We start from the raw sequence: 24,049 nt of genomic DNA on the forward strand, positions 1-24,049 counted from the left end.
TCCTCACCGTCAGAACCGGCGCGGCAGACAGATCACCTGCGCCGCAGACTGAGTTAGTTCTCCCTGAACTCCCAACTCTGGCAGCTCGTAGCAAAAGGCGACCGTCTGGCGTCGCCGTATCAAACGAAAGTACGATCCGAAGTGATACCCTGCGGCTGCACTTTTTTTCGCCAACCTGTTGCCTGTAAACTTGCGCATCCCACGCTGCTCCTCTCCCGCCCATGCTCATGGACAGCCGCCATTTTCTGATTGAGGAGACAACACTCGAAGGCACACAGACATGGTGCCTAGTATTTTGGGGATTCAACGATGGAGACAATGACGATGATAGGGGTTTCAACCAACACGACTTTAAAGCGCTGGCTGCGCATGATGCTCTGCCTCACAACCGCATGCTCTGCCATGACTGTCCACGGACAGACAGACAGTGCCCCTCATATCGCGGAACACAACGGCCGTCATGCACTGATCGTCGACGGTAAGCCATTCCTTGTCCTCGGAGCACAGATCAACAATTCCAGTACCTGGCCTTCAACGATGCCGGAAGTGTGGCCCTCACTGGAACGGATGCATGCAAACACCATCGAAGCGCCAATCTATTGGGAACAGATGGAGCCGCAACCGAATCACTTCGACTTCTCTTCCGTCGACATGCTCGTTCAGGGCAGCCGGCAGCATGGAATGCATCTAGTAATCCTCTGGTTCGGCACATGGAAAAACGGAAACATGCACTACGTGCCGCAATGGGTGAAGACCGATCCAGCCAGATATCCACGCGTGATGAATCGCAATGGCGAACCGATCGACGTATTATCCGCGCAGTCCCGCAACAATCTGGAAGCGGACAAGCATGCCTTCGAAGCGCTGATGAATCATCTCGCGGAGATTGACAGCAAAGATCACACGGTCATTATGGTGCAGGTAGAGAATGAGTCAGGCATCGTCGGCGCTGCCCGCGATTACTCTGCTGCATCGAATCGAGAGATCGCAGGCCAGGTACCGGCCGAGCTTGTACGCGCTTTGCACCTCCATGCCGGCACATGGAATGAAGCCTTTGGAGCTGACGCCGACGAAGCCTTCCAGGCGTATCACCAGTCAAAATATCTCAACGAAATTGCCACGGCAGGCAAGGCTAAATTCAATATCCCGATGTACTGCAATGTCTGGCTGTCGTATCCGATCGCAGAGCTGCCCGAGCGCCAGGTGCGTAATCCCGGAATCCAATATCCCTCAGGTGGCCCGACCCAGTTCATGCTTCCCCTCTGGAAAGCGCTGGCCCCCTCAATTGACATCATCGGCCCGGACATCTATTCCGACGACACTGCGTTCTACACATCCATCCTTGAAACATATGCACGGCCCGATAATGCACTCTGGATTCCAGAGACCGGTAACGGGGATCGCTATGCTCCTTATCTATTTCTGGCCCTTGGTCATGGAGCCATCGGCTTTTCACCATTCGGCGTGGATGAGACGGGATGGACCTTTCAGAAAGGAGAAGATCCAAAGGCTCACACGAGAAACTACACGCTGCTCAGTCCCATGAGCTCCGAACTTGCCCGCTTGAACTACGACGGAGCGCTCAAGACTGCCATTGAACTGCCTGGACAAGCGGAACAGGAACTGGATTTCGGAACATGGAAGGCATCGGTGCGCTTTGGGTTTCCTCAGCACGACGGTCGACACGCGCCAGGCACGTCCGACTCTTCCGGCCGCGCCCTGGTGGCACAGTTGGGGCCAGACGAATTCCTTGTAACCGGTATCGAAGCAAGCGTCGCCTTTCATACCGCCGGCCACCTGCCTGGCATTCGCATGCAGATTCTCAGCGCGGAAGAAGGGCATTACGAAAATGGCCAATGGAAGCCTTTGCGGCTCTGGAATGGAGACCAGACGGACCGTGGTCTTAATTTTCATCGCAGTGCCGATACCGTAGTTCACATTCGACTGGGATCATTTTGACGCTGCCCGACTAGATGCATACACCTGGCACTGCAACCGACACAACTTTGTCAGCGGTCTAGACGTGGACAGATGCACCATTTTCCACCTCATGGGGCATGCGACAATAAAGATAACGATGCGGTATGCCCGTCTCTCCCCGATCACAATAGGAATGGCGTGGAGAGGTTGGTGACTGAATCGGCGACCGGCACTTAAGCCAGGAAAAGATGAATGGCTCTAAACCGCCGCAAGTCATTGATATAAAATAAGTATGAAGCTAATGCGAAAGTGGCGAAATTGGCAGACGCACCAGACTTAGGATCTGGCGGAGTAATCCGTGGGGGTTCAAGTCCCCCCTTTCGCACCAACCTCTTCCTCTCTGTAAAGTGAACCTATGAGCCAGCCAAAGACGACGCCCGAGACCAAGGTCAACCTCATCTCTACCCCCGACTATCGCGAAGGATACGCAAACAGCGTTCAGGTTCGCATGTCCGTGTGGGACTTTCTGCTGGTCTTCGGCACCATGTCGCAGGAGCAGCCCGAAGAGTTGAACGTCAAGAACTTCCAGGGAATCTATCTGAGCCCGCAGCAGGCCAAGGCACTGCATAGCATTCTCGGCACCAACCTCGAACAGTACGAGCAGACCTTTGGCACAATCGAACTAAATCAGCACCTGCCTCAGCCCGGCGGCCCCGTTCACTAATCTCTCATTACAGAACTCCGGACAAGCGTGAGACCCTCTCCCAGCAGCCGACGCCCGGCAGATCTCCCCTTGGGGATGCTCTATCCGCTGTTCTTTGCGCTCGTCTATCTCTCCCATATCACGCTACTGCGACTTCCCTACTTCTGGGATGAGGCCGGCTACTACATCCCGGCGGCATGGGACTTCTTCCGCACCGGCTCTTTGATCCCGCAGACCACGCTGACCAACGCGCATCCTCCGTTGCCTTCCATCCTGCTGGCCTCCTGGTGGCATCTCTCGGGATTCGTCATCAGCGGCACGCGCACCCTTATCGTTATGATCGCCGCCGCAGCGCTGCTTGCAGTCTTTCGCCTCGTGCGCTCCCTGCTCAATGTCCCCGCAGCCATCACCGTCACGCTGCTCACCGCCATCTACCCGGTTTGGTTTGCGCAGAGCACATTGGCACACGCCGACATCTTTGCTGCAGCCTTCACCCTCTGGGGACTAGCCCTCTACCTCGAGCCTGACTCCGACAACCAGATCGTCACCTCGGCCTTATTCTCTTTCGCCGCGCTCTCCAAAGAGACAGCAATCGTTACCCCGCTTGCGTTGGCGGCACTTGAAGCACTACGCGCCTGGCGCTTCTCTTCAAAGCCGTCGCTACGCAGGATGCATCTGCTGTGGGCGGTCTCGTTCCTGTCCCCTCTGCTGCCGCTGATCGCCTGGTACGCCTATCACCATCACCAGACAGGCTTCACCTTCGGTAACCCTGAGTATCTGCGCTACAACGCCACGGCAAACCTCGGTGTGCATCGAATCCTGCTGTCGCTATGGCACAGGCTGCTGCATCTTGCGACGCACATGAATATGTTCGTGCCGGTGGGATGCGCCATCGCTGTCAGCTTCACTCCTGCCTCTGACGAGTCACCAAAGCCTCTTGCGCGAAGCACCATCGCAGCCATAGCAACAATTTTGATCGCCAACTGGGCTGCGTTCTCCGTGCTTGGCGGGGCCCTGCTGACACGCTATCTTCTGCCGATGTTCCCACTGATCCTGCTGCTATGTGTTGCCACATGGCAACGCCACGTTAAGCAGTGGTGGCCACTGGCGGCGATCAGCGCGGCTGCCTTCCTGGCAGCGATCTGGATCAACCCCCCGTATGCCTTTGCGCCAGAGGATAACCTCACCTACCGCGACATGATCGTGCTGCATCAGCAGGCAATCTCGTTGATCGCCAAGCGCTACCCGCAGGCGACGGTGCTCTCCGCGTGGCCCGCAACGGCCGAGATGACGCGGCCGGAGCTTGGCTATATCCGCCAGCCGCTCAAGGTCGTCAAGCTCGAAAACTTCGCCTACGGCCAGATCGCCCAGGCGGCGCAGGACCCAGGAGCCTACGACACCGCGTTGATCTTCTCCACCAAGTGGGAGCCCCCGCCTGGCAAGCTCGACCTGGCACGCGGACATCGGGAAGCTGATGCCAAGTACTTCGACTTCCACCACGACCTCTCGCCCGGCGAGGCAGCCACCATGCTCCACGGCGACATCGTATGGCAGGCGCATCGCAAAGGAGAGTGGGCCGCCGTGCTGCGCTTCCCGCGCGCAGTCGACGCTTCACTGCGGCAGCCTACCCCGTAACGATTGGCTTCATTGCGCAGCCTGAGCTACGCGCTGCTTACCGCCCACTCAGGATCGCCTCAAGCGCCTTGCCATCCACGTTCGTCAGCGTGACCCCAAGCAGTCGCGCAATCGTCGGCGCCACGTCAATGTTGTCGAACTCCGGGATCTCTCCCTTGCTGGCGATGCCTGCGCCGGACGCGATAAAGATCTCCTTCATCAGCGGCTCCGTATTCGGATACCCGTGCGCTCCGGTCTCCTTCGTGTCGGTGACAAATTCACCGGAGCTGTTGCCCGAAAACGCAAATCCATTCTCGGCATACACCAGCAGATCGGGAGCCTGGTTGGTCTCAGCAGGCGTGGGCCAGCCCACCTTCGCGGCCTCCGCCGGCGTCAGTGCCTCTCGCACTCCGGGCTTGCCCTGAAAGAGCGCCTTCAGCTCTGCCGTTGATGCCGGTGTCGCATGCTTCTGGTAGATCAGCGTGTAACCGCCCTCCGGAATGGCAAAGGTCGGATTGGTGGCCACGCTTCCCTGCATCTTCGCCTGCTTCAGCAGAGCATTCGCATCCAGATGATGATGCACGCTCATCTGGCCATGATCGGAGACGACGAGGAACGTGGTGTTGGGTAGATCGCCCGCCTCGCGAACTGCCTCGATCACGTCGCGAACCCGATCGTCGAGGAAGGCAATCGTGTTGATGTCGGAGTTATTGCCGAAGCCCGTCTGATGCTCGATGCTGTCGAGCGCCAGCAGGTGAAGAAGCATGAGGTCCGGATGATGCTTCCTGATGATGTCCGTCGCCGCAAGCGTATAGATACGATCACGCCATGACTGCGACGGCTTTCCGAAGTGGGTCAGATCGTCGTGGGTCAGATCTCCCTTCTCCACCAGGTCTTGTCCGATCGGCCCATCCGGGTCGCCATACTCGGTGAAGCGCCACGTGATGCCGTCAGCCTTTTCGATCGCCACCCAGTCAACCTCCGCTGTCGTCAAGCCTGCCTGGTGCGCAGCGTCGTAGACGGTCGGCACAGCGACAAGCTCGGATTTTGGAGTGTGCGGCTCGATCTTCGGGGCCGTGTCCGTACGCTGATTCACGATCAGGCCATTCACGACCACATGATGCCGGCTCGCATTGACGCCTGTGATCATGGCCGTGTGATTCGGCCATGTGACCGTCGGATTGATGGGGCGCATCGCCGTCGCATAAGAACCCGAGTGCATCAGGGCGTGCAGCGTTGGAGCTGGAAGATGTGGATCGTGCAGGCTCTCCGCGCCAAAGGCATCCAGGCTGATAACGACCACCTTGTGCTTCGCTGCGCCCGCCTGTTGCGCCTCCATCGCTGCCTGGCTCCCCGCCAGAAAGATCGAAGCCACGCACGCGGCCACACCTATCCCTCGTATCATCCTGTTTCATCTCCTATGCTTCGTGATCGGGAGTGCGCACCGCAGCAGATCCCGCGTCAGAAGCTTATCAGTCTCAGTGCAAACCTGCGTGAATTGAGGCTATTCCAACGACGGAGGCTGCATTCACCTTCTATACTCAACCTGTGCTACGGTTCTCTTCATCCCGCCTCGGACAGCGCAGCCTCTCGCTCCTCTTTCTTCTGCTGATCGCCTGCGGTGTCTCGCAGGCTGCACCGCTGCAGGCCAGCGACACAAGTGAGCTCAACGGCCGCGTGGTTCTTGTGCTTCCCTTCGAGAACCACTCCGGCCAGGCCGACCTCAGCTGGATCGGCGAGTCCTTTCCCGACACGCTCAACCAGAGGCTCAACTCCTCCGGCTTCCTCACCATCTCCAGCGACGATCGCAAGTATGCCCTCGACCATCTCGGTCTTCCGACTGACTTCCGGCCAACGCGTGCCACCACCATTCGCATCGCGCAGACGCTCGATGCCAGCTACGTCATCATCGGAAGCTACAACGTCAGCCAGGGCCACATCACCGCACAGGCGCAGATCGTCGAGGTGAATCATCTGAGCATGTCGACGCCGATCGAGGACTCCAACATGCTGGTCCGCCTCTTCGACGTACAGAACGACCTTGCATGGAAGATCGCTCGGCAGATCGATCCGAAGTTCAACGTGGCGCAACAAACCTTCCTTGCCGCCTCCGGCCAGGTCAGCCTCAGCGCGTTCGAAAGCTATATCCGCGGCATCTCCGCCTCCACGCCGCAGGAGCGCGTCCAGCGTCTGAAGGTCGCTGTTCAACTGTCTCCCGGCTATACCGCGGCACTTCTTGCCCTGGGCAAGGCACAGTTTACAGAACGCGACTTCGATCAGGCTGCGGCAACCCTCGGCCGCGTTCCGCGTTCGGACCGCCGCGCCCTCGAGGCGAACTTCTATCTTGGTCTCGCCCAATTCAACTCCGGCCGTTACGCTGATGCCGAGAAAGCATTCGCCTTTGTCGCCACTCGGCTCCCTCTCCCCGAGGTCATCAACAACGAAGCCGTTGCCTCCAGCCGTCAGGGTCATAATGCGATTGCATTGTTTGAGCGTGTGGTCGCGGCCGATCCCAACGATGCCGATTTTCACTACAACCTCGCTGTCTCCCTCGCCCGCCATGGCGACTACGCCCGCGCGCAGTCCGAGGCAGACCAGGTGATGCATCTGCGTCCTAAAGACACCGAGGCGCCTCAACTGAAGTCACTGATCGCGGCTGGTCGCCCGCCGGAACAGATTCTCCCGGCCGACGCCCATACCACTACAGCTCCTGCAGTCGCCACAACCAGACCGAGTACCTTCGAGCCCGTGGAACGGATTCGTCGTACCTACTCGGAGGCCTCCTTCCGCCAGGCCGCCTTCCAGCTCGATCAGATGCGCGCCGCACGCATGGCCACTCTTCCTTCCTCCGAACAGGTGGCACAGTACGTTCAGCTTGGCCGTGATTATCTTGCCCAGGGCCTCGTTCCCGAGGCCGAGCAGCAGTTCCAGAGCGCGCTCGGCATCAACGGCTCAAGCGCAGAGGCCCGTGCAGGCATCGCAGAGGTGCGCGAGCAGAGCGGTGATCGTATCGCCGCACGCAGCGAGGCGCAGGCCTCCCTGCAGCTCCATCCCAATCCCAGGGCCTACCTCGTCCTTGCCCGGCTCGATCTGCACGACAACCAGAATCAGTCCTGCGCCAGCAACATCGCACAGGCACTCAAGCTCGATCCCAGGAACACCGCCGCGCTCGGCATGAAGCAGGCGTTGGCGTCACGCGGTCAGAGTCTGCCATGACAGCTTCGTCTCCAGTGCGCTGGCTTCTCTTCCTCTTCGCATTGGGGATCCTTCCAGTCATCGCCTGCGCGCAGCCCGCGCCAGTCATCAAGCTATCTGTTCACGATACGATCCAGCCTATCTCTGCGGGCTACATCGAACGCGGACTGGAGGAGGCGAAGCGCCGCCGTTCATCCGCGGTCCTTCTCTCGCTGGGTACCCCGGGAGGCCTGCTCGACTCCACGCGCCTGATCGTCCAGGCGATCGAGCAATCCGCCATCCCCGTCATCGTCTACATCTCGCCCACCGGCAGCCGCGCCGGCTCCGCTGGATTTTTCATCCTCGAGTCCGGCGACATCGCAGCAATGGCTCCTGGAACCAACGCCGGGGCTGCGCACCCTGTCACTCTTGGCGGACAGCCCGATCCCATCCTCAAGCAGAAGATAGAGAACGACGCCGCGGCCTTCCTCCGCTCCTACGTAACGCGACGCGGAAGAAACGCCGACGCTGCTGAAGACGCCGTCCGCAACTCAAAGTCGTACAGCGACGAAGAGGCCCTGCATCTGCATCTCACAGATCTCACGGCCTTCTCCGACGACGATCTTCTACGCCAGCTGGACGGGCGCACCATTCAGCGCTTCGATGGCTCACCAGTCACTCTGCACCTTGCCGGCGCGCCCGTCGTCCTCTTCCCTCACTCTCTAAGGGAGCGCATCCTGGGACGGCTCGCCAACCCAGACCTCGCCGTCGTCACGCTCATCCTCGGCGCGCTGCTGATCTATCTCGAGTTCAACGTCCCCGGAACGGTCGTCCCTGGAGCCGTAGGGACGTTATTGGTTGTGCTCGCTCTCTTCGGCCTCAACCTGCTTCCCATTCACTACACCGCAGTCTTCCTTTTGCTGGCTGCGATCGTCCTCCTCGTGCTCGAGGCAAAGTTCGCCTCGCATGGCGTTCTGGGATTAGCTGGCACCGTCGCCCTGATCTTCGGCCTTGCCACCCTTGTCGATGGCCCCATTCCCGAGCAGCGCGTCCACCTCACCACGGCGATCGCCCTCGGAATGGCCTTTGCCATCATCACCTTCGGACTCGCCTTCATCGCCCTTCGAGCCCGGCGCAACAAGATTCTCACCGGCCCGGAAGCCCTGATCGGCGTCATCGCCGAAGTCCGCACCCCGTTGGCTCCCATCGGTCAGGTCGAGGTCCGCGGAGAGATATGGCAGGCCCGCTTCCCGGGAGATCCCCCCCATCCATCACCAGGGGAATCTGTCGTCGTCCGTTCCGTCGACGGTTTGACCCTTCTGGTCGAGGTCGTCAGCCGCCCCGGAAACCAGCCATTCAAGTAAACTGGAGAGGCACGATCTTTCGTATTGAGGGAGCTCTTCGCTGATGTTGACTGCAACCCGCCCCGGCATTGTCCGGAGCCTCGCTTTTTGCCTGTTCGCCGCACTTGCGGTCCCATCTCTGCGCGCCCAGGCGTCCAATAACACAGCGCTCAACCGGCAGCTCTCTCGCATCGACTTCGGCGTTGGCGGCTTTGGCTCCTTCACCAAGGATGTTTCGGGAACGAACTACCTCGGTGTCACCCTGGACCAGAAGACCTCCAACACGGTCGGCGCCCTGATTCAGATCCGCTACACCAAGTCACCCTGGATCGGCGGGGAGTTCAACTATGGGTACGCTCGTTACACCCAGAACTTTTCCAGCTACATCACGTCCGGCGCGCAGACCAACGCGAATGAGTACACCATTGGTTATGTCGCACATCCACCACACCAGTGGGCGGGCATCCAGCCCTTCTTCTCCGCTGGATTTGGCTCGACCGCCTTTCGTCCGACACCCGGCGGAGGTCAGAGCCTTCCCGAACAGGCTCGCATGACCTACTACTACTCCGTCGGAGCGGAGAAGATCGTCCTCGGAGATCACTTCGGCCTGCGCGCTCAGATGCGCGAGACCTTCTTCAAGGCGCCTGACTTCGGACAGAACTACCTGACCATCCAGCAGCAGAGCCACACATTTGAGCCGGGAGCAGGATTCTTCCTTCGCTTCTAAAGCAGCTCGCTGCAGGAACAAAAAGAAAGGCTCGCTGCCGCAATGGTCAAGCGAGCCTTTCTTCTGCCCGCCTTTATCTTGGTTTTGTGCTGCGATCCAGCACCATCGCATCGAAGCGATATCGCACATGAAAGCCCGATGCCTCATACAGCGTGACCGCAGGGCGATTCGACTCCGTGACCGTCAGTGTGATGGCGGCAAATCCCGCGCGATCGAGCTGCGTCATCGAGTGCGCCAGCAGCATCTGACCAAGCCCAAGTCCACGGGCCGTCGAACGCACGCACAGCTGGGTGATGTGCGCCACATCCGGCGCAACCCGGGAACACAGTAGCATTCCCGCCAGCATGTTCCGGTTGCGATCCACCAGCAGCCAGCTCTGGTTGGGATCGAAGACGCCGCATCCGGGAAAACGGACGATATTGTGCAGGAAACGCAGCGAACCGTGCAGCGAGCAGTACTGATCGTTGATGCGCGCATCGATGTGGCCGGCATAGGCGTCGTGGATCAACTCGGCCGCCGCCTGATAGTAGCTCGAAGACCAGGAGACCACTTCCAGCCCCGGCGGCAGCTCCTTCAGTTCCACCGCAGCAGGACGCTGTGCAAGATCACACTCCATAAAGAGCCGCAGGTGCTGCATGAAACCGGCCTCTAGAAATGCCTCTTCGAGGGCGCCGGTATCGTAGAGCAGCAGCTGCGACTCAACGCGATCGACATTCGGCGAGTTTTCGACCAGCTCCAGCAGGTGACGCAGCAGCAGCTGTGTCACAGCAAGGTTTGACGCGCCGTCTTTCGTCACCGCATAGGCATCGCCGACAACCGCCTTTTGCCCCTCGTAGACGCAGAAGGTATAGCCGCAGATGCGGCCGTGATCGAGCGCGACAAATCCTGGCAGGATGCGGGAATCGAGATATTGCAGAAGAAGTTCGGTCGAACTGCGATAGTCCCAGCGGAGGCGGTTCTCCCAAAGCCGCGCCTCCGCCTCGAGCAGAGGACGCAGCTGACGTGCGGAAAAATGCCGCAGATCCAGAACTTCGATTTGTGTCGCGACAGTCATCGACTCGACCGCCGACATTCAGCTCGAACGGTATGGCTAGAGCTTATCGAAAATTCCGATACGGGCGCATGCGAATCTCGAGTTGGACTCTTTCTGATCAGCCACTTCCCCGCTTTAGTGCCGGGCCTCGACCCGGTAGACCTGGAGTCCCTGCGGGTCGTACAGAAAGAGCGACTTGTAAACCCGGCCAGCCAGATAGCGATCCAGATCCGCCGTATCGCTGGCGCGGATGACCAGCAGATGCACGCCCTCCGGAACACCGTCCGTGGCGTAGTGCAGCATGGGCTCATCGCGGTAGAAGGCAAGGCCGTAGTCGATATCGCGGCGTACGGACTCGACCGCGACCAGCTTCACATCCGGAGCGGCCTGCGCGATCTGCCGCGCCAGCGGGCGCGCCGAATAATTGAGGTCGAGATCGCGGCCATGGAAACCCAGCAGGAAGATCAGCATCACCAGCACAGGAATCAGGGTCGCCCTGGTCAGCTGTGGAATGCCCCACTTCCGGACGATCAGCCACACCATGGCGGCCAGTGCGAGCGCCGACGCCGTCGCCGTCAGCAGCCAGCCGGTCGAGGGCACCAACGTCTCGTATTTCATATGCTGGGGCGAAAGCGTCAGCACAAAGACCAGCACGGCGCAGAGAGCGGCATGCGACCAGAGCAGCCAGCGTGGCAGGCCGGTGCGCCGTGTACGGTTCAGGTAATCCGCCGAAAGGATCGTTAGAGGAGGAATGGAAGGAAGGATGTAACCAGGCAGTTTGGAGCCGGAGCAGGAGAAGAAGAGTATGGGAAACAACGCCCAGAGGACGAGAAACTCCGGGAAGGCATCTCCGGCACGGGTGTGGCCGAGATAGCGCGTCGGATTATGCCGCACCTTCCACTCGGCAATCGACACCTCGATGGAGTCGATCAGGGCGCGAATGCCAATGATCGTCCAGGGCATCAACGCCAGAAGCAGCACGGCTCCGTAGTACCAGAATGGCTGATGGTGCTGGTATCGGTTGGTGGTAAACCGTTCCAGATTGTGTTCCGTAATGAAGACCCGGAAGAAGCTCGGGTTGTAGTGCTGCACCGCGATAAACCACGGCAGGACCATGGCAAGGTAGAGCAGCACGCCGGGTAGCCAGATAGTGCGCCGCAGCAACGACCACTCGCGACGCAGACCGGCAAAGAGAGTAATGATGACCAACGCCAGGAACGGAGCGACCGGCCCCTTCGCCAGCGTGGCCGCAGCTCCGAAGAAATAGAGGTCGAAGAGCCAGAACTTCTTGCCTGTTTCGTACCAGGCATACCAGCCCAGCATGCCGATCGAGAACGGCGCTGCCAGCTGCATATCGGTCGAGGCGCCGCGCGCGAAGCTGACGATGCCAACGCAGGAAGCCGTAATCAGCGCCGCGTCCAGGTGCCCTCCTGGTCGGAATCGCCGCATATGGAGGTAGATCAGGACGATCAGCGCGAAGGCGACCGAAGACGAAGGCAGGCGCGCCGACCAGTCGGAGATGCCAAACTCCTTGAAGAAGCCCATGGCACGCCAGTAATAAAGCGCTGGCTTCTCCAGCCAGGGCTGACCGTACAGGATCGGGGTCACCGTGCCGCCGGCGAGGCAGTGATAGGAGGCCTCGAGATCGTTCCAGCGCAGGCTGCGCGGGATGATCTTCGCCTTGGCAACATGGCAGGCCTCGTTGTGCGCCTGCAGCATCTCGCGGGCGACCTGGGCATAGCGTGGCTCGTCCGCTCCAACGAGGCCGAGCTGGTCTCCTCCGAACGATGGCACCAAGCCGAAAAGCAAAAGAAATCCGCTGACCAGGATCAGCAGCATGACCTCGCGGGCGGCGATAGCGTCAGGGTTGCGCCAAAGCTGTCGCCAGGTTGCTTCCGGTGCATGCTGCTGCGTCTCGCCGACCTCGGCGGATTTTGCAAATTCAGTCATTTCTCGTTCTTGAACCAGACCAGATTAACAGAGTCCCATTTTCAATTCATGAAGGACCTTCTCCGTCGCAACGGATAGAGGACCATCAAGCGTGCAACCGCTGGCGGCTCGGTGCCCGCCACCGCCGAAATGCTCAGCCACCTGAGCCACATCGATCTTGCCCTTGCTGCGAATGCTCAGGCGGTACGTATCGACCTCGGGAAGCTGCCTCAAAAAGACAGCGGATTCAACGCCCGCGATCGAGATGAGGTAATTGACGACGCCCTCACAGTCCTCAGCTCCAGCTCCGGCACGGACCATATCCTCCGTCGTCACCCAACTCCAGGCCAGAGGACCATCGGTATGCATGTTCGACAGGGCTGTCCCGAGGAGGCGAATTTTGCTCTCGGGGTTGGAGAAGTAGATATCCCGCGCGATCAGGCTCGGGTCGGCGCCGTGAGCGGCAAGATCGTGCGCGATGGCGAAGGTGTCCGCGCTTGTGCTGGGGTACGTGAAGGAGCCGGTATCGGAGAGAATCGCGGTGTAGAGACAGGTCGCCATGGAGGGAGTGATCTCGACCTGAGCACCGCGGGCAAGGCGATAAACCATCTCGGCGACGGCGCAGGCGTTCTCGTCGATCCAGTTGACGCTGGCGAACTCCCGGCCGCTGGCGTGGTGATCAATATTGATCAACATACGGCCGTCGAGGCCCTGAAGACCGGTGCGCGGGATGCCGTCGCACTCCATAACGATGACGGGAACGCTGAGGTCGGGCTCTATCTCACGAACATCCGGGGCCTGGAGGATGGCATCGACGTTGGGCAGGCTGCGGTAGATCGCAGGAATCTCGTCGCACAGAATCATGCGGACTTCGACGCCGAGCTTTCCGAGGATCTCGGAGATGGCAAGAACAGAGCCGATCGCATCGCCATCAGGGCGTGCGTGCGAGGTGACGATAAAACGCGGATGGGAGCGAAAGGCCTCGAGAAGCGCCCGAATGGAGGTCTCGGCGCTCATGGTCAGGGGGTGGCCTCCGTGGGGATCCCTATTTTTTTCCCACGCTTACGCATGCGCTCGAAGAGCTCATCCATACGTCCCGTCATGCGCTCGGAACGATCGATCGCGAAGGTCAGCTCGGGCACATGGCGGACCCCCATACGGTCGCGGAGCTGCGATCGTATGTAGGCACGCGCGGTCATCAGACCAGCCAGCGTAGACTCTTCTTCGGCTTCGGAGCCGTAGACCGCCACGTAGATTCTTGCGGACTTACCGCCGGGTGCCAGGACGACATCGGTGACATAGCTGGGCGCGATGCGAGGGTCAGAGAGCTCGCCTTCCAGCATGGCTCCAATCTCCTCCGTAAAGGTGTTTGCAACTCGGCTGCGGTGGTACGCTCTCGCTCTTTGTTCGGGCATGTTATTTAGGCCTAGTAAACGCTTGAGGATATCAAAATCCGGCAGAACGTCCTAATTTCCAGCCGGTGGAGGATGTAGTCGTTAGACGATCTCTTCCCGCTCCTCGCCCAGCATCTCGGCCCAGGAATCGAGGATCTGCGCTCCCAGGCCATTGGCGATGCGGTGAGCAGCTTGATCTATCTCTCGAAGTTGTCCGGATAAATAACTGGTGGAATTGGAGATCGCTACGATGCCTATCGTCGCTCGATTCCAGACTTCGGCGCGGTCCAGCTCCGCGATGGAGAGATTGAAGGCGTGACGCAGGCGATCCTTGATGGAGCGGACGACCTGGCGGCGGTCCTTGAGCGATTGCGCGTGCGGGATTTCGATCTCGAGGGTCAGGCTGGCGATGGGCATGGGTCCCCCCCATACTTTTTACGCAAAGTCTTCAAATCATTCGACTTACCGAGGCAGGTTTTTGCAAAATATTCATTCGCGGACAGTTACGGCTAAATTCTTGATTCTATTTGGGATACGCGAGTTGGCGATTCGATTTCGTGACTGGTTTCGTCCCCTGTTTTAAGTATAGCGAATAGGCGGAATGAACATGCCACGGCTAATTCATTGCAAACAATACGCTTAGCTCACATGGAGGGTTGACAGGTTTTTTGGCACAAGCACTGTTGCCGGGAAAGATAAAAGGGCGCTGCGATTATCGCAGCGCCCCTGTTTGAAGAGTCCCTTAGTCGTTGCTTCCCTGCTTGTCCGACGCCATGACTCGACGTGTCCAACCGGACTACTCGACGTGATAGTTGGGGGCTTCGCGGGTGATGATGACGTCGTGGACGTGGCTCTCGCGCAGGCCTGCGCCCGAGATGCGGATGAAGCGGGCGTTCTGCTGCAGCTCAGGGATGGAGGAGCAACCGAGGTAGCCCATGCCGGAGCGGAGGCCGCCGACCATCTGGTAGACGACGTCCTGCAACGGCCCGCGATGCGGGACGCGGCCTTCGATGCCCTCGGGGACGAACTTGGCGAGGCGGTTGGAGGAGGCGTTTTCGCGAGCGGTGAGCGAGGTGCGTTCCTGGTTTGCCTCGGAGATATCGTCCTTGCCCTGGAAGTATCGTTCGCCCGAACCCTGAGCCATGGCGGAGAGTGAGCCCATACCGCGGTAGGACTTGAAGGACCGGCCCTGGTAGAGGATGGTCTCGCCGGGCGACTCGTCGACGCCGGCGAAGAGCGAACCCATCATGACGACGGAGGCGCCTGCGGCGATGGCCTTGGTGACGTCGCCGGAGTACTTGATGCCGCCGTCGGCGATGATGGGGATTCCTGTCTCCTGCCCGGCGCGGAAGGCCTCGGAGATGGCGGTGATCTGGGGCATGCCTGCTCCGGTGACCATGCGGGTGGTGCAGATGGAGCCGGGACCGATGCCGACCTTGACGGCGTCGGCGCCAGCCTTCATGAGGGCGAGGGCGCCTTCGTAGGTGGCGATGTTTCCGGCGAGGAGGTCGATCTCGGGGAAGCGGGCCTTGCACTCGCGGACGGCTTCGAGCACTCGCGAGGAGTGGCCGTGGGCGGAGTCGATGGCCAGAGCGTCGACGCGGGCGCGGACGAGCTCTGCGGCGCGCTCGAGGAAGTCACCTGTGGCGCCGATGGCTCCGGCGACGCGGAGGCGGCCCTGGGAGTCCTTGCAGGCGTTGGGGTACTTGAGCTTCTTCTGGATGTCCTTGACGGTGATGAGGCCCTTGAGCTCGTACTCGTCGTTGACGACGAGGAGCTTTTCGACGCGGTGCTTGTGGAGGATCTGCTCCGCCTGCTCGAGGGTGGTGCCGACGGCGACGGTGATGAGGTTTTCCTTGGTCATCACATCGGAGATGGGGATGTCGGTGCGGGAGACGAAGCGGAGGTCGCGGTTGGTGAGGATGCCGACGAGCTTCTTGTTCTTGGTGACGGGAACGCCGGAGATCTTGTAGCGACGCATGACCTCGAGGGCAGCGGCGATGGGCATCTCGGGGGCGATGGTGACGGGGTCGACGATCATGCCGGACTCGGAGCGCTTGACCTTGTCGATCTCACCGGCCTGCTGCTCGATGGTGAGGTTGCGGTGGACGACGCCCATGCCGCCCTGCTGCGCCATGGCGATGGCGAGGCGTGACTCGGTGACGGTGTCCATGGCAGCCGAGAGCAGGGGCGTGTTGAGGGTGATGTTCCGCGTCAGCTGGGTCTGCGTGGAGACCTGGGTCGGGATGACTTCGCTGTAGGCAGGTACGAGGAGGACGTCGTCGAAGGTGAGCGCTTCGGGAACCGGGAGATTGATCATGTGCCTTCTGGGTCCGCTGGCGGGCCTCGCAGGAGGCGCCTCTGGCCGTTGGAATTTAATGTTTGATTGTACGGGGTAGGCGGAGGATGCAGCAAGAATCGCTGATTGCAGCGAGGTGAATTACCGCTGGCGCAGTGGGCTTTGCGGCGCTACGAGCGAGAACTTCCCGGGAATCTTCAGGAAAGGGAGGAGAGCCGGGGCGGATAGTCCTTGTTGCGGTTGCGGGCGATGCGCTCGAGCGCGAAGAAGTAGGCCCAGAGGTAGGGCAGCATGGCGAGGCTGCCCTTGGCCAGCTCGGAGAGCAGAGGAGGCAAGCTCAGGGGCTGGTGGGAGAGGTGCATCAGCTGCGAGGCCAGCCAGGCGGAGGCCGGGGCGGCGATGGCGGTCATGATGACTCCCGCGATGGCCGCCTGGCGCGTGGCCTGCCACCACGCGGTGTCTTTCCAGGTAAGGATGGGGCGCTGGCGGGGGATGTCCATGTGCGGCCTCCGAAACGGTCTTCCATTGTGAGACAGATGCAGGTGGAGTGCCAGAGAAATCCCGGCTTTTGGGCGGATTGTCATGGGGTGTGGTGTCCGGGAGTGGATTTTGTGTCCGGTTGTGGGCGCTTTTGTGGGGGGGTGCTTGTGCCTGAGAGAGACCTCTGCGGTAGAGAAGCAGGTCCCTCCACTTCGGTCGGGATGACGGTGGGTCGGGGATAACTGTTCGGCTGGGATAACCGTGGGGAAAGTAAAGACTAGAAGCGGATCGCGCTTTTCGCGCGATTGTCCCACTCATGCGATGGAACTGCATGAATGGGGCACCCGGCACCCGGCATGCGGGGTGCCACTGTAATCTGCATCTGCGGATTTCTGATCGTAGGCAGAGAATGCGAGTGGCCGCAAATGCAAGCGGGTATTGGCTGCGGCGGCGATCGCAGGGGCATTTGACTGAGCAGGCAGGGGCTCTGGCGGAGGCTGGTTTGAATCGCCAGGGATATCGATGTATCATTTGGTTTGCAGCGTTTTTTCCGTTGTCTGCAAGTGGCCGTGAACTTACCGGCAAAAAGACGGAAGAGATGAGTGGGCTAAAGCCCACTTTTTATTTGCTCTGAAATTGGTCTCCGGCGCGGGTCGCCGAAGGGCGCAACACAGGCAACAGGGACGAGAGTTATGGCGCTGAATCTGGACACAATACGGGCGACGGCGGAGCGGGTGGCGGCTTCGTATCATCTGGACGTCGTGGACCTGGAGGTCCAGGGAGGCGGGAAGTTTCGCACGCTGCGCATCTTTATTGAGAAGAATGCGGAGGAGCGGGCGAAGCTGACGGAGAAGATCAAAGCGGCGGCTGAGGCTGCTGCTGCAGGCGGTGAAGCCGATCCGGAGCTGACCGTGCCCAAGGGCGTGGCGGTGGAGACGCTCTCCGGCGTGACGCATGAGGACTGCTCGGCGTTTGCGCAGGACTTCGGTACGGTTCTGGACGTGGAAGACCTGATGCCGGGAGCCGAATATACGCTGGAGGTCTCGTCACCGGGCATTGAGCGGAAGCTGTATCGCCCGGAAGACTACACCCGGTTCACGGGAAGTCTGGTGAAGCTTCAGACGTTCACTCCGGTGAATGACAACCGGCATTGGCAGGGCCGGCTGACGGCGGTTGCCGATGGCGTGGTGACACTGGACCTGTCGGCGGTAAAGCAAAAGGGCAAGGCAAAGAAGGCCGTAACGGCGCCGGTGGTGGAGATTCCGCTGGCGAATATTGAAAAGGCTCAACTGGTGGCGGAGTTCTAACCGCTCTCATGCATCCAACAGAGCTACCGGAATGATTCAACTCCGACGGGCGAGGCACCTGAGCCGTCCGCCGGACAAAGCGCAGATAGAGAAGGACGAACAACGATGGCAAGTGCTTTGTATCAGTCGATCGAGATTTTGAGCCGCGACAAGGGGATCGACCCGAATGTCGTGGTGGGCGCTGTGGAAGATGCGATTGCGCTGGCGACCCGTAAGTACTACAAGACCCAGGAAAACATGCGGGCCGAGATGGACCGCGACACCGGCGAGATTCGGGCTTATGTGTACAAGACGGTGGTGGATACCCCGGAGCTGCTGGAGGACGAGGTTAACCAGCTGACGCTGGAGCAGGCTCGCGAGCTGGCTCCCGAGGTTGAGGTAGGCGGCGAGCTCCGTTTCTACAAGGACACCAGTCCGCTGGGCCGTATTGCGGCGCAGATGGCCAAGCAGGTGATCTTCCAGAAGGTTCGCGAGGCCGAGCGCGATACGGTGTTCAACGAGTACGCGCACCGCGCCAACGAGGTGCTGACGGCGACGGTGAAGCGCCTGGAGCCGATGGATGTGATCTTCGACATCGGCAAGGCCGAGGCCAGGATGCCGAAGCGCGAACAGAGCCGCCTCGAACAGTTTGCCGTGGGCGAGCGCGTTCGCGTGGTTCTGATCCGTGTGGATCGCGCAGCCAAGGGACCGCAGGTGATCGTCTCACGCGCCTCCCCGCTGCTGGTGCAGAACCTGTTCCAGAGCGAGGTTCCGGAGATCTACGACAATACGGTGTCGATCAAGGCGATCGCGCGTGAGGCGGGCGAGCGGACCAAGATTGCCGTGCAGTCGCGCGACAAGGACGTCGACCCGGTGGGTGCATGCGTGGGCATGAAGGGTATGCGCGTGCAGTCGATCATCCGCGAGCTTCGCGGCGAGAAGATTGACATCATCGAATACTCGGACGAGATTACGACGTTCGCCGAGAAGGCACTGCAGCCTGCGAAGGTGAGCCGTGTCTCGATCACCGATCTGGGCGAGAAGCAGCTTGAGGTGATCGTCGACGATACGCAGCTGTCGCTGGCGATCGGCAAGAAGGGCCAGAACGTTCGTCTTGCGGCGAAGCTGCTGCAGTGGAAGATCGATATCAAGAGCGAAGAGGAGAAGCGCCAGGAGGTCGAGCAGCAGATGACCGCCATGGGCGGCGGACCTTCGACGCCGATCGAGCAGGTGACGGAGCTTGGCGACACGATTCTCGAAAAGCTGATCGCTGCGGGCATTACGACCGTGGAGTCGCTGGCCGATATGACGCCGGAGCAGCTGGAAGAGGTTCCGGGCATCGGAGAGAAGACGGTAGAGAAGATCTCGGTCGCGGTGCGCCACTACTTCGGTCAGTACGAAGAGGGTGAGGAGCGTCCGGCAACTGCGGTGGATGTCTCCGCTGTGGAAGAGGAGCACTCGATGGAACAGACTCCAGAGGAGATTCTTGCGGGCGAAGCCGGTACGGGCGCTGCGAAGGAAGAGAACGCGTTCTCGGCTGAGGATATTGCGGACGCGGAAGAACAGGCTTCGGACTCGGATGCTTACAGCGATGCGGATGCACGCGAAGAGCAGATCGAACAGGACAACGATATGGTCGACACGCTGGTGGATGAGGCCCAGGAGGTCTCGGACGAAGGCATCGACGACGGAAACGACCGTGGCTAGCCGCGGTGCAGCAGAGGCGCTGCATCGCGGATGCAGCAAAGTCAGTGATAATAGAAGTACCGACAATTCCCACGCTCAAGAGGCTGATATGAACAGCTGATCGCCAAGGGGAAGCAAAAGGAACGGATGAGTAAAGTTCGAATCAACGATCTGGCACGCGAACTGGAAGTCAAGAGCAAGTCCATCCTGGACGCGCTGACGGCAGTTGGCGTCACGGAAAAGAAGACCCACTCGAGCTCCATTGAGTTCGACGAGGCGGAGAAGGTCCGCACGCACATTACCGGCGGCCGTTCTTCCGGCGGCGGCAGGTCCTCTGGCGAGGCAAAGCCGCGGTTCGACCTGTCGAAGGTCTCCAAGCCCGGCGATGCGCTGAAGGCCATCCTGGAGCGCAAGCAGGCGGAGACGGCGGCGAAGTCCGCTCCTCCGGTACTGCCGCGTCCAGCGGTCGTGCCGCCCCCGGCGGTCGTCGCTCGGCCAGCCGCTCCCCCCAGTGCACCCGTGGTGGCAACACCTCCGCCTTCGGCTCCCGCGGTACAGCCGCCGGCCCAGGCAGCGACGGGACCGCGCAGGATTGTTCCGCAGCCCCGTTCCGCGGGCCCGAATATCGTGGCTCCCCCGCCCTCTCCGGCGATTGCCAGCCGTCCTCCGGCCGGCGCCGTGGTTGCACGTCCGCCGGTCACGGCGGCTCCTGCAGCCCAGGCTACCCCGGTTGTGGCGACTCCCCCGGTTGCTTCAGCTCCCAAGCCAGTCGCTCCGGTGGCCGCGCCTGCAGCTCCTGCCCCGGCGGCAGTGGCTCCGGCGGTCGCACAGACTCCTGCTGCACCCGTAGCCGCAGCTCCTGTGGCCCCGGCAGCTCCAGCAGCGACACCCGCTCCTGCTCCGACACCTGCTGCAGCAGCAGTTCCGGCAGCGGCAGCCAGCGAGGCACCGGCTGCGCCTGCAGCTCCCGGAGCCGCCGCTACCCCGGCTGTTCCTGCGCGCCGCGTGATTATGCCGCAGACGGGCCCGCGCCCGATCTATACGGCCCCGGTAGTCGCACCGGGTGCGCCGCCACGCAATCGTCCAATCTTTGAGCGTCCTCGCCCCGGCGGTCCTGGTGGACCGGGTGGTCCCGGCGGACGTCCCTCGATGCCTCCGGGCGCTCGACGTCCGATGCATCCGACGCGCAGCTTCCCCGGCGGTCCGGGAGGTCCTGGTGGCCCCGGCGGTCGTCCGGGCTTTGGCGGTCCTGGCGGACGGCCTGGCTTCGGCGGTCCGGGTGGTCGTCCGGGCTTCGGTGGCCCTGGCGGTCCCGGCGGACGCCCCGGCTTCGGCGCTCGCCCTGGATTTGGCGGCCCGCGCCCTGGTGGTCCGGGAGGACTTCTGCCTCCGGGTGCGCCTGGTGAGGCACCGGCACGTCCTGCCGGACGCCCGCCCCAGCGTCGTGGCGGCAACCAGCGTTACGAAAAGAGTAAAGAAGGCCCGATGAAGGGTTTTGCTCCGCCGCCGCGTTTTGGTGGAGCACACATTCCCTACGAGCCGCTGCCGATCACCCGCACGATTACGGTGACGGAAGGTATCAGCGTGAAGGATCTTGCCGAGAAGCTGGATATCCGCGGCAAGGACCTGATCGCCACGCTGCTGATGCGCGGCGTGTTCGTGACGGTAAACCAGTCGCTCGAAGGCGAGCTGGTGAAGGATGTCGCGCGTCAGTTCGGAGCGGATGTCACCGTCATCTCCGTGGAAGAGCAGATGGAGAACGAGGCGATCGAGGGCCTGCTGGAAGATACGACCGGCATGACCGAGACCGTGCGCTCCCCTGTCGTCACGGTCATGGGTCACGTCGATCACGGTAAGACCTCGCTGCTGGACGCGATCCGTCTGACGGACGTGGCTGCTGGCGAAGCCGGCGGCATTACACAGCACATCGGCGCATACAAGGTCCACGTTGCGAAGCCGGATTCCCCGGCGTTCGGCCGTGAGATCGTCTTCCTCGATACCCCGGGTCACGAGGCCTTCACCCGCATGCGTGCACGCGGCGCCAAGGTGACGGACATCGTCGTGATTGTGGTGGCAGCGGACGACGGCGTGATGCCGCAGACGCTGGAAGCGATCGATCACGCGAAGGCGGCCAATGTGCCGATCATCGTGGCGATCAACAAGATCGACAAGCCGGAGGCGCAGCCCGACCGCATCAAGCAGCAGCTGGCTGAACGTGGCCTGCAGTTGCAGGGATGGGGCGGCGATGTGGAGTACGTCGAGGTTTCGGCGAAGAAGCGCCTGAATCTGGACAAGCTGGAAGAGATGATCTGCCTGGTCGCAGACGTGAACGAGCAGAAGGCACAGCCGGAGCGTCCGGCCGTCGGTACCGTCATCGAAGCCAAGCTGGACCGCGGTCGCGGTGCGGTGGCGTCGATCCTGGTGCAGAACGGTACGTTGCGTACGGGCGACAGCTACATCGTCGGCAACACCTTCGGTAAGGTTCGCGCCATGTTCGACGATCGTGGACGCGCTATCTCCGAGGCTGGACCTTCGACCCCGGTCGAGATCCTTGGCCTGGAGTCGATTCCGGATGCGGGCGATACGTTCCTGGTGATGGCAGACCGCGATCGCGTGAAGGAGATCGCACGCTACCGCACGATGAAGGAGCGCGAGGCACAGCTGGCGAAGAGCTCGCGTGTGTCGCTCGAGGGCCTTGCGGAGCAGATCAAGCAGGCCGGCATGAAGGATCTGAACCTGATCCTGAAGGGCGACGTGCAGGGTTCGGTCGAGGTTCTGGCCGATTCGCTGGAGAAGATGTCGACGGAGAAGGTTCGTGTTCGCGTGCTGCGTGCCGGTGTGGGCGCAATCACCGAGTCGGACGTTCTGCTGGCTTCGGCTTCGAACGCGGTCGTCATCGGCTTCAACGTGCGGCCTGATCGCAAGGCGACGGAGATTGCCGAGCGCGAGAACGTCGAGATCCGCATCCACTCGATCATCTACGAGCTGCAGGACGAGATCACGAAGGCGATGCTACGGCCTGCTGGAGCCGGTGTTCAAGGAGAACTACCTTGGCCGCGCAGAGGTGCTCAACGTCTTCAAGATCACGAAGGTCGGCCAGATTGCAGGTTGTATCGTTCGCGATGGCCTGATCCGGCGCGATGCGCAGGTGAAGGTGGAGCGCAACGGAGAGGAAGTGTGGAAGGGCAAGATCTCTTCGCTCAAGCGCTTCAAGGACGATGTGCCGGAAGTCCGTCAGGGTGTCGAGTGCGGTATCGATCTCGGCAACTTCAAGGACATCCAGGCGGGCGACTTCATCCAGGCCTACACCACGGAGCGTCTGGCCGCGGAGCTGGGACAGACCGCTGCCGAGCGCAAGGCCTCTCAGAACGAGACTGCGAACGCATAACCGATAACCACAGCACTGAAAAGCCCCGGCTCCTCGCGAAGCCGGGGCTTTTCTGCGTCTGCGCTCCATTGACTTCTCCGAAGCGAACGCGCATGATTTGTGACACTTCTATCGAGTCAGCGAAAGATTGCGATGGCGGCTGGGTCCTGGGTCTCGTACGACAGCCAAGGAGAAGACGGCCATGAGCATTACGCTGGTTTGTATTCCGAAACACCTTGCGCAGGAGCTGCTGGTGAAGGCAGCGAAGACGGCCTCTGCGATCAACCCGTTGAACCATGCGCCGATTGAGCGGCTCTCGAACCTGATGCCGGGCTTTGTGCCTACGCCGGAGCGCATCGCGGTGGTGACGACGAAGTACTGGGGCATCAAGGGCGTCAAGCTGACGGTGGGCTTTATGGACAATGCGCCGACCGATCTGCAAAAGCATCTTCTGCTGCACATGAATGCCTGGGCGAAGACGGCGAACGTCAGCTTCGTGCCGTCGAAGACCGATCCGCAGGTGCGGATTGCGCGGACGGGCGGAGCCGATGGCGGCTACTGGTCGTATGTGGGGACCGACATCCTGCACATCCCGAAGAAGCAGCAGACGATGAATCTTGAGGCGTTCACGATGAATACGCCGGAGTCGGAGTTTCATCGCGTGGTGCGGCATGAGACGGGGCATACGCTGGGGTTTCCGCATGAGCATATGCGGCGGGCGCTGGTGGCGAAGATCGATCCGGAGAAGGCGATTGCGTACTTCATGCAGACGCAGGGCTGGAGCGAGGAAGAGGTGCGGCAGCAGGTGCTGACGCCGATCGAGGAGTCGACGCTGCGGGGGACGCGTGTGGATGCGAAGTCGATCATGTGCTACCAGATTCCTGGATCGCTGACCAAGAATGGGCAGCCGATCGTGGGCGGGTTGGATATCGACGCAACGGACTATGCGTTTGCGGGCGACATCTATCCGAAGGCGAAGACGCCGAAAAAGGCGGTCAAGACTGTGGTGAAGAAGGCTGTGGCGAAGAAGGCTGTAGTAAAGAAGAAGAGCGTGGCGGTGAAGAAGGCTGCAAAGAAGTCGGCGAAGAGATAGC

At 61.0% G+C, this 24,049-nt stretch carries 17 protein-coding genes, 1 tRNA gene and 1 pseudogene; 11 read left to right on the top strand and 8 right to left on the bottom strand.

Translation table 11 applies throughout. The features are described 5' to 3' along the window. The first annotated feature begins 309 nt into the window (after nt 1–309). From PW789_RS12020 to PW789_RS12035, 4 genes are all read left to right on the top strand, one after another. Nucleotides 310–1,959: a DUF5597 domain-containing protein gene (locus PW789_RS12020; RefSeq protein ID WP_299376509.1), complete on the top strand. Its 1,650-nt coding sequence runs from the start codon at nt 310–312 to the stop codon at nt 1,957–1,959. A 264-nt stretch (nt 1,960–2,223) separates the two neighbouring features. After that, nucleotides 2,224–2,308 (top strand) — tRNA-Leu (locus tag PW789_RS12025). Nucleotides 2,309–2,335: 27 nt separating this feature from the next. Then, the gene (locus PW789_RS12030) at nt 2,336–2,644 is read left to right on the top strand and encodes a DUF3467 domain-containing protein (RefSeq protein ID WP_299376517.1); all 309 of its coding nucleotides are present in this window, start codon (nt 2,336–2,338) and stop codon (nt 2,642–2,644) included. Nucleotides 2,645–2,719: 75 nt separating this feature from the next. Next, nucleotides 2,720–4,258 carry a glycosyltransferase family 39 protein gene (locus PW789_RS12035; RefSeq protein ID WP_299376525.1) on the top strand — a complete coding sequence of 513 codons (1,539 nt, stop codon included), beginning with the start codon at nt 2,720–2,722 and terminating at the stop codon, nt 4,256–4,258. Nucleotides 4,259–4,295: 37 nt separating this feature from the next. Here PW789_RS12035 and PW789_RS12040 read toward each other — a convergent pair whose 3' ends face one another. Continuing rightward, nucleotides 4,296–5,642, bottom strand: coding sequence for an alkaline phosphatase family protein (locus PW789_RS12040; RefSeq protein ID WP_299376528.1), 1,347 nt, complete (start codon nt 5,640–5,642; stop codon nt 4,296–4,298). Between the two features lie 143 nt (nt 5,643–5,785). On the opposite strand from PW789_RS12040, the gene PW789_RS12045 reads away from it, so the two are divergent. Genes PW789_RS12045 through PW789_RS12055 form a run of 3 tightly spaced genes read left to right on the top strand, consistent with a single transcriptional unit; the run spans nt 5,786 to nt 9,481 of the window. Beyond that, the gene (locus PW789_RS12045) at nt 5,786–7,453 is read left to right on the top strand and encodes a tetratricopeptide repeat protein (protein ID WP_299376531.1); all 1,668 of its coding nucleotides are present in this window, start codon (nt 5,786–5,788) and stop codon (nt 7,451–7,453) included. Beyond that, nucleotides 7,450–8,775, top strand: a complete 1,326-nt coding sequence (locus tag PW789_RS12050) for a nodulation protein NfeD (RefSeq protein ID WP_299376534.1) — start codon at nt 7,450–7,452, stop codon at nt 8,773–8,775. Before PW789_RS12045 ends, PW789_RS12050 begins: the two co-directional genes overlap by 4 nt. A 43-nt stretch (nt 8,776–8,818) precedes the next feature. Beyond that, nucleotides 8,819–9,481, top strand: coding sequence for a hypothetical protein (locus PW789_RS12055; protein WP_299376536.1), 663 nt, complete (start codon nt 8,819–8,821; stop codon nt 9,479–9,481). A gap of 73 nt (nt 9,482–9,554) precedes the next feature. Here the strand turns inward: PW789_RS12055 and PW789_RS12060 are convergent, their stop codons facing one another. The 7 genes from PW789_RS12060 to PW789_RS12090 all read right to left on the bottom strand — a co-directional run bounded on the left by PW789_RS12060 (nt 9,555) and on the right by PW789_RS12090 (nt 16,636). Next, on the bottom strand, nt 9,555–10,535 hold the full coding sequence (locus tag PW789_RS12060; RefSeq protein WP_299376538.1) for an N-acetyltransferase: 981 nt from the start codon (nt 10,533–10,535) through the stop codon (nt 9,555–9,557). Nucleotides 10,536–10,649: 114 nt separating this feature from the next. Beyond that, entirely contained in the window at nt 10,650–12,464 is a 1,815-nt protein-coding gene (locus tag PW789_RS12065; protein ID WP_299376542.1) for a glycosyltransferase family 39 protein, read from the bottom strand. 24 nt (nt 12,465–12,488) lie between these two features. Beyond that, nucleotides 12,489–13,460, bottom strand: a complete 972-nt coding sequence (locus PW789_RS12070) for a bifunctional oligoribonuclease/PAP phosphatase NrnA (protein ID WP_299376546.1) — start codon at nt 13,458–13,460, stop codon at nt 12,489–12,491. A gap of 2 nt (nt 13,461–13,462) precedes the next feature. Beyond that, the gene (gene rbfA, locus PW789_RS12075; RefSeq protein WP_299376549.1) at nt 13,463–13,858 is read right to left on the bottom strand and encodes a 30S ribosome-binding factor RbfA; all 396 of its coding nucleotides are present in this window, start codon (nt 13,856–13,858) and stop codon (nt 13,463–13,465) included. A gap of 81 nt (nt 13,859–13,939) precedes the next feature. Then, nucleotides 13,940–14,254, bottom strand: a complete 315-nt coding sequence (locus PW789_RS12080; RefSeq protein WP_299376552.1) for a DUF503 domain-containing protein — start codon at nt 14,252–14,254, stop codon at nt 13,940–13,942. Between the two features lie 379 nt (nt 14,255–14,633). Continuing rightward, the gene (gene guaB / locus PW789_RS12085) at nt 14,634–16,157 is read right to left on the bottom strand and encodes an IMP dehydrogenase (protein ID WP_299376555.1); all 1,524 of its coding nucleotides are present in this window, start codon (nt 16,155–16,157) and stop codon (nt 14,634–14,636) included. Between the two features lie 176 nt (nt 16,158–16,333). Beyond that, the gene (locus tag PW789_RS12090) at nt 16,334–16,636 is read right to left on the bottom strand and encodes a hypothetical protein (protein ID WP_299376558.1); all 303 of its coding nucleotides are present in this window, start codon (nt 16,634–16,636) and stop codon (nt 16,334–16,336) included. Between the two features lie 672 nt (nt 16,637–17,308). Here PW789_RS12090 and rimP point away from each other — a divergent pair. The 4 genes and pseudogenes from rimP (at nt 17,309) to PW789_RS12110 (ending at nt 24,048) form a co-directional block, all read left to right on the top strand. Further along, a complete protein-coding gene (gene rimP / locus PW789_RS12095; protein ID WP_299376561.1) occupies nt 17,309–17,923 on the top strand; it encodes a ribosome maturation factor RimP in 615 nt (204 codons plus the stop codon). 105 nt (nt 17,924–18,028) lie between these two features. Then, nucleotides 18,029–19,609, top strand: a complete 1,581-nt coding sequence (nusA, locus tag PW789_RS12100; RefSeq protein ID WP_299376565.1) for a transcription termination factor NusA — start codon at nt 18,029–18,031, stop codon at nt 19,607–19,609. Between the two features lie 126 nt (nt 19,610–19,735). Next, nucleotides 19,736–22,976 (top strand): annotated as a pseudogene (infB, locus tag PW789_RS12105) (translation initiation factor IF-2). A 181-nt stretch (nt 22,977–23,157) separates the two neighbouring features. Beyond that, nucleotides 23,158–24,048 (top strand): M12 family metallopeptidase, encoded by an 891-nt coding sequence (locus PW789_RS12110; RefSeq protein WP_299376568.1) that lies wholly within the window; start codon nt 23,158–23,160, stop codon nt 24,046–24,048. The last annotated feature ends 1 nt before the right edge of the window (nt 24,049 follow it).

Source organism: Edaphobacter sp., from assembly GCF_028283685.1.
In the GTDB taxonomy this organism is placed as follows: Bacteria; Acidobacteriota; Terriglobia; order Terriglobales; family Acidobacteriaceae; genus Edaphobacter.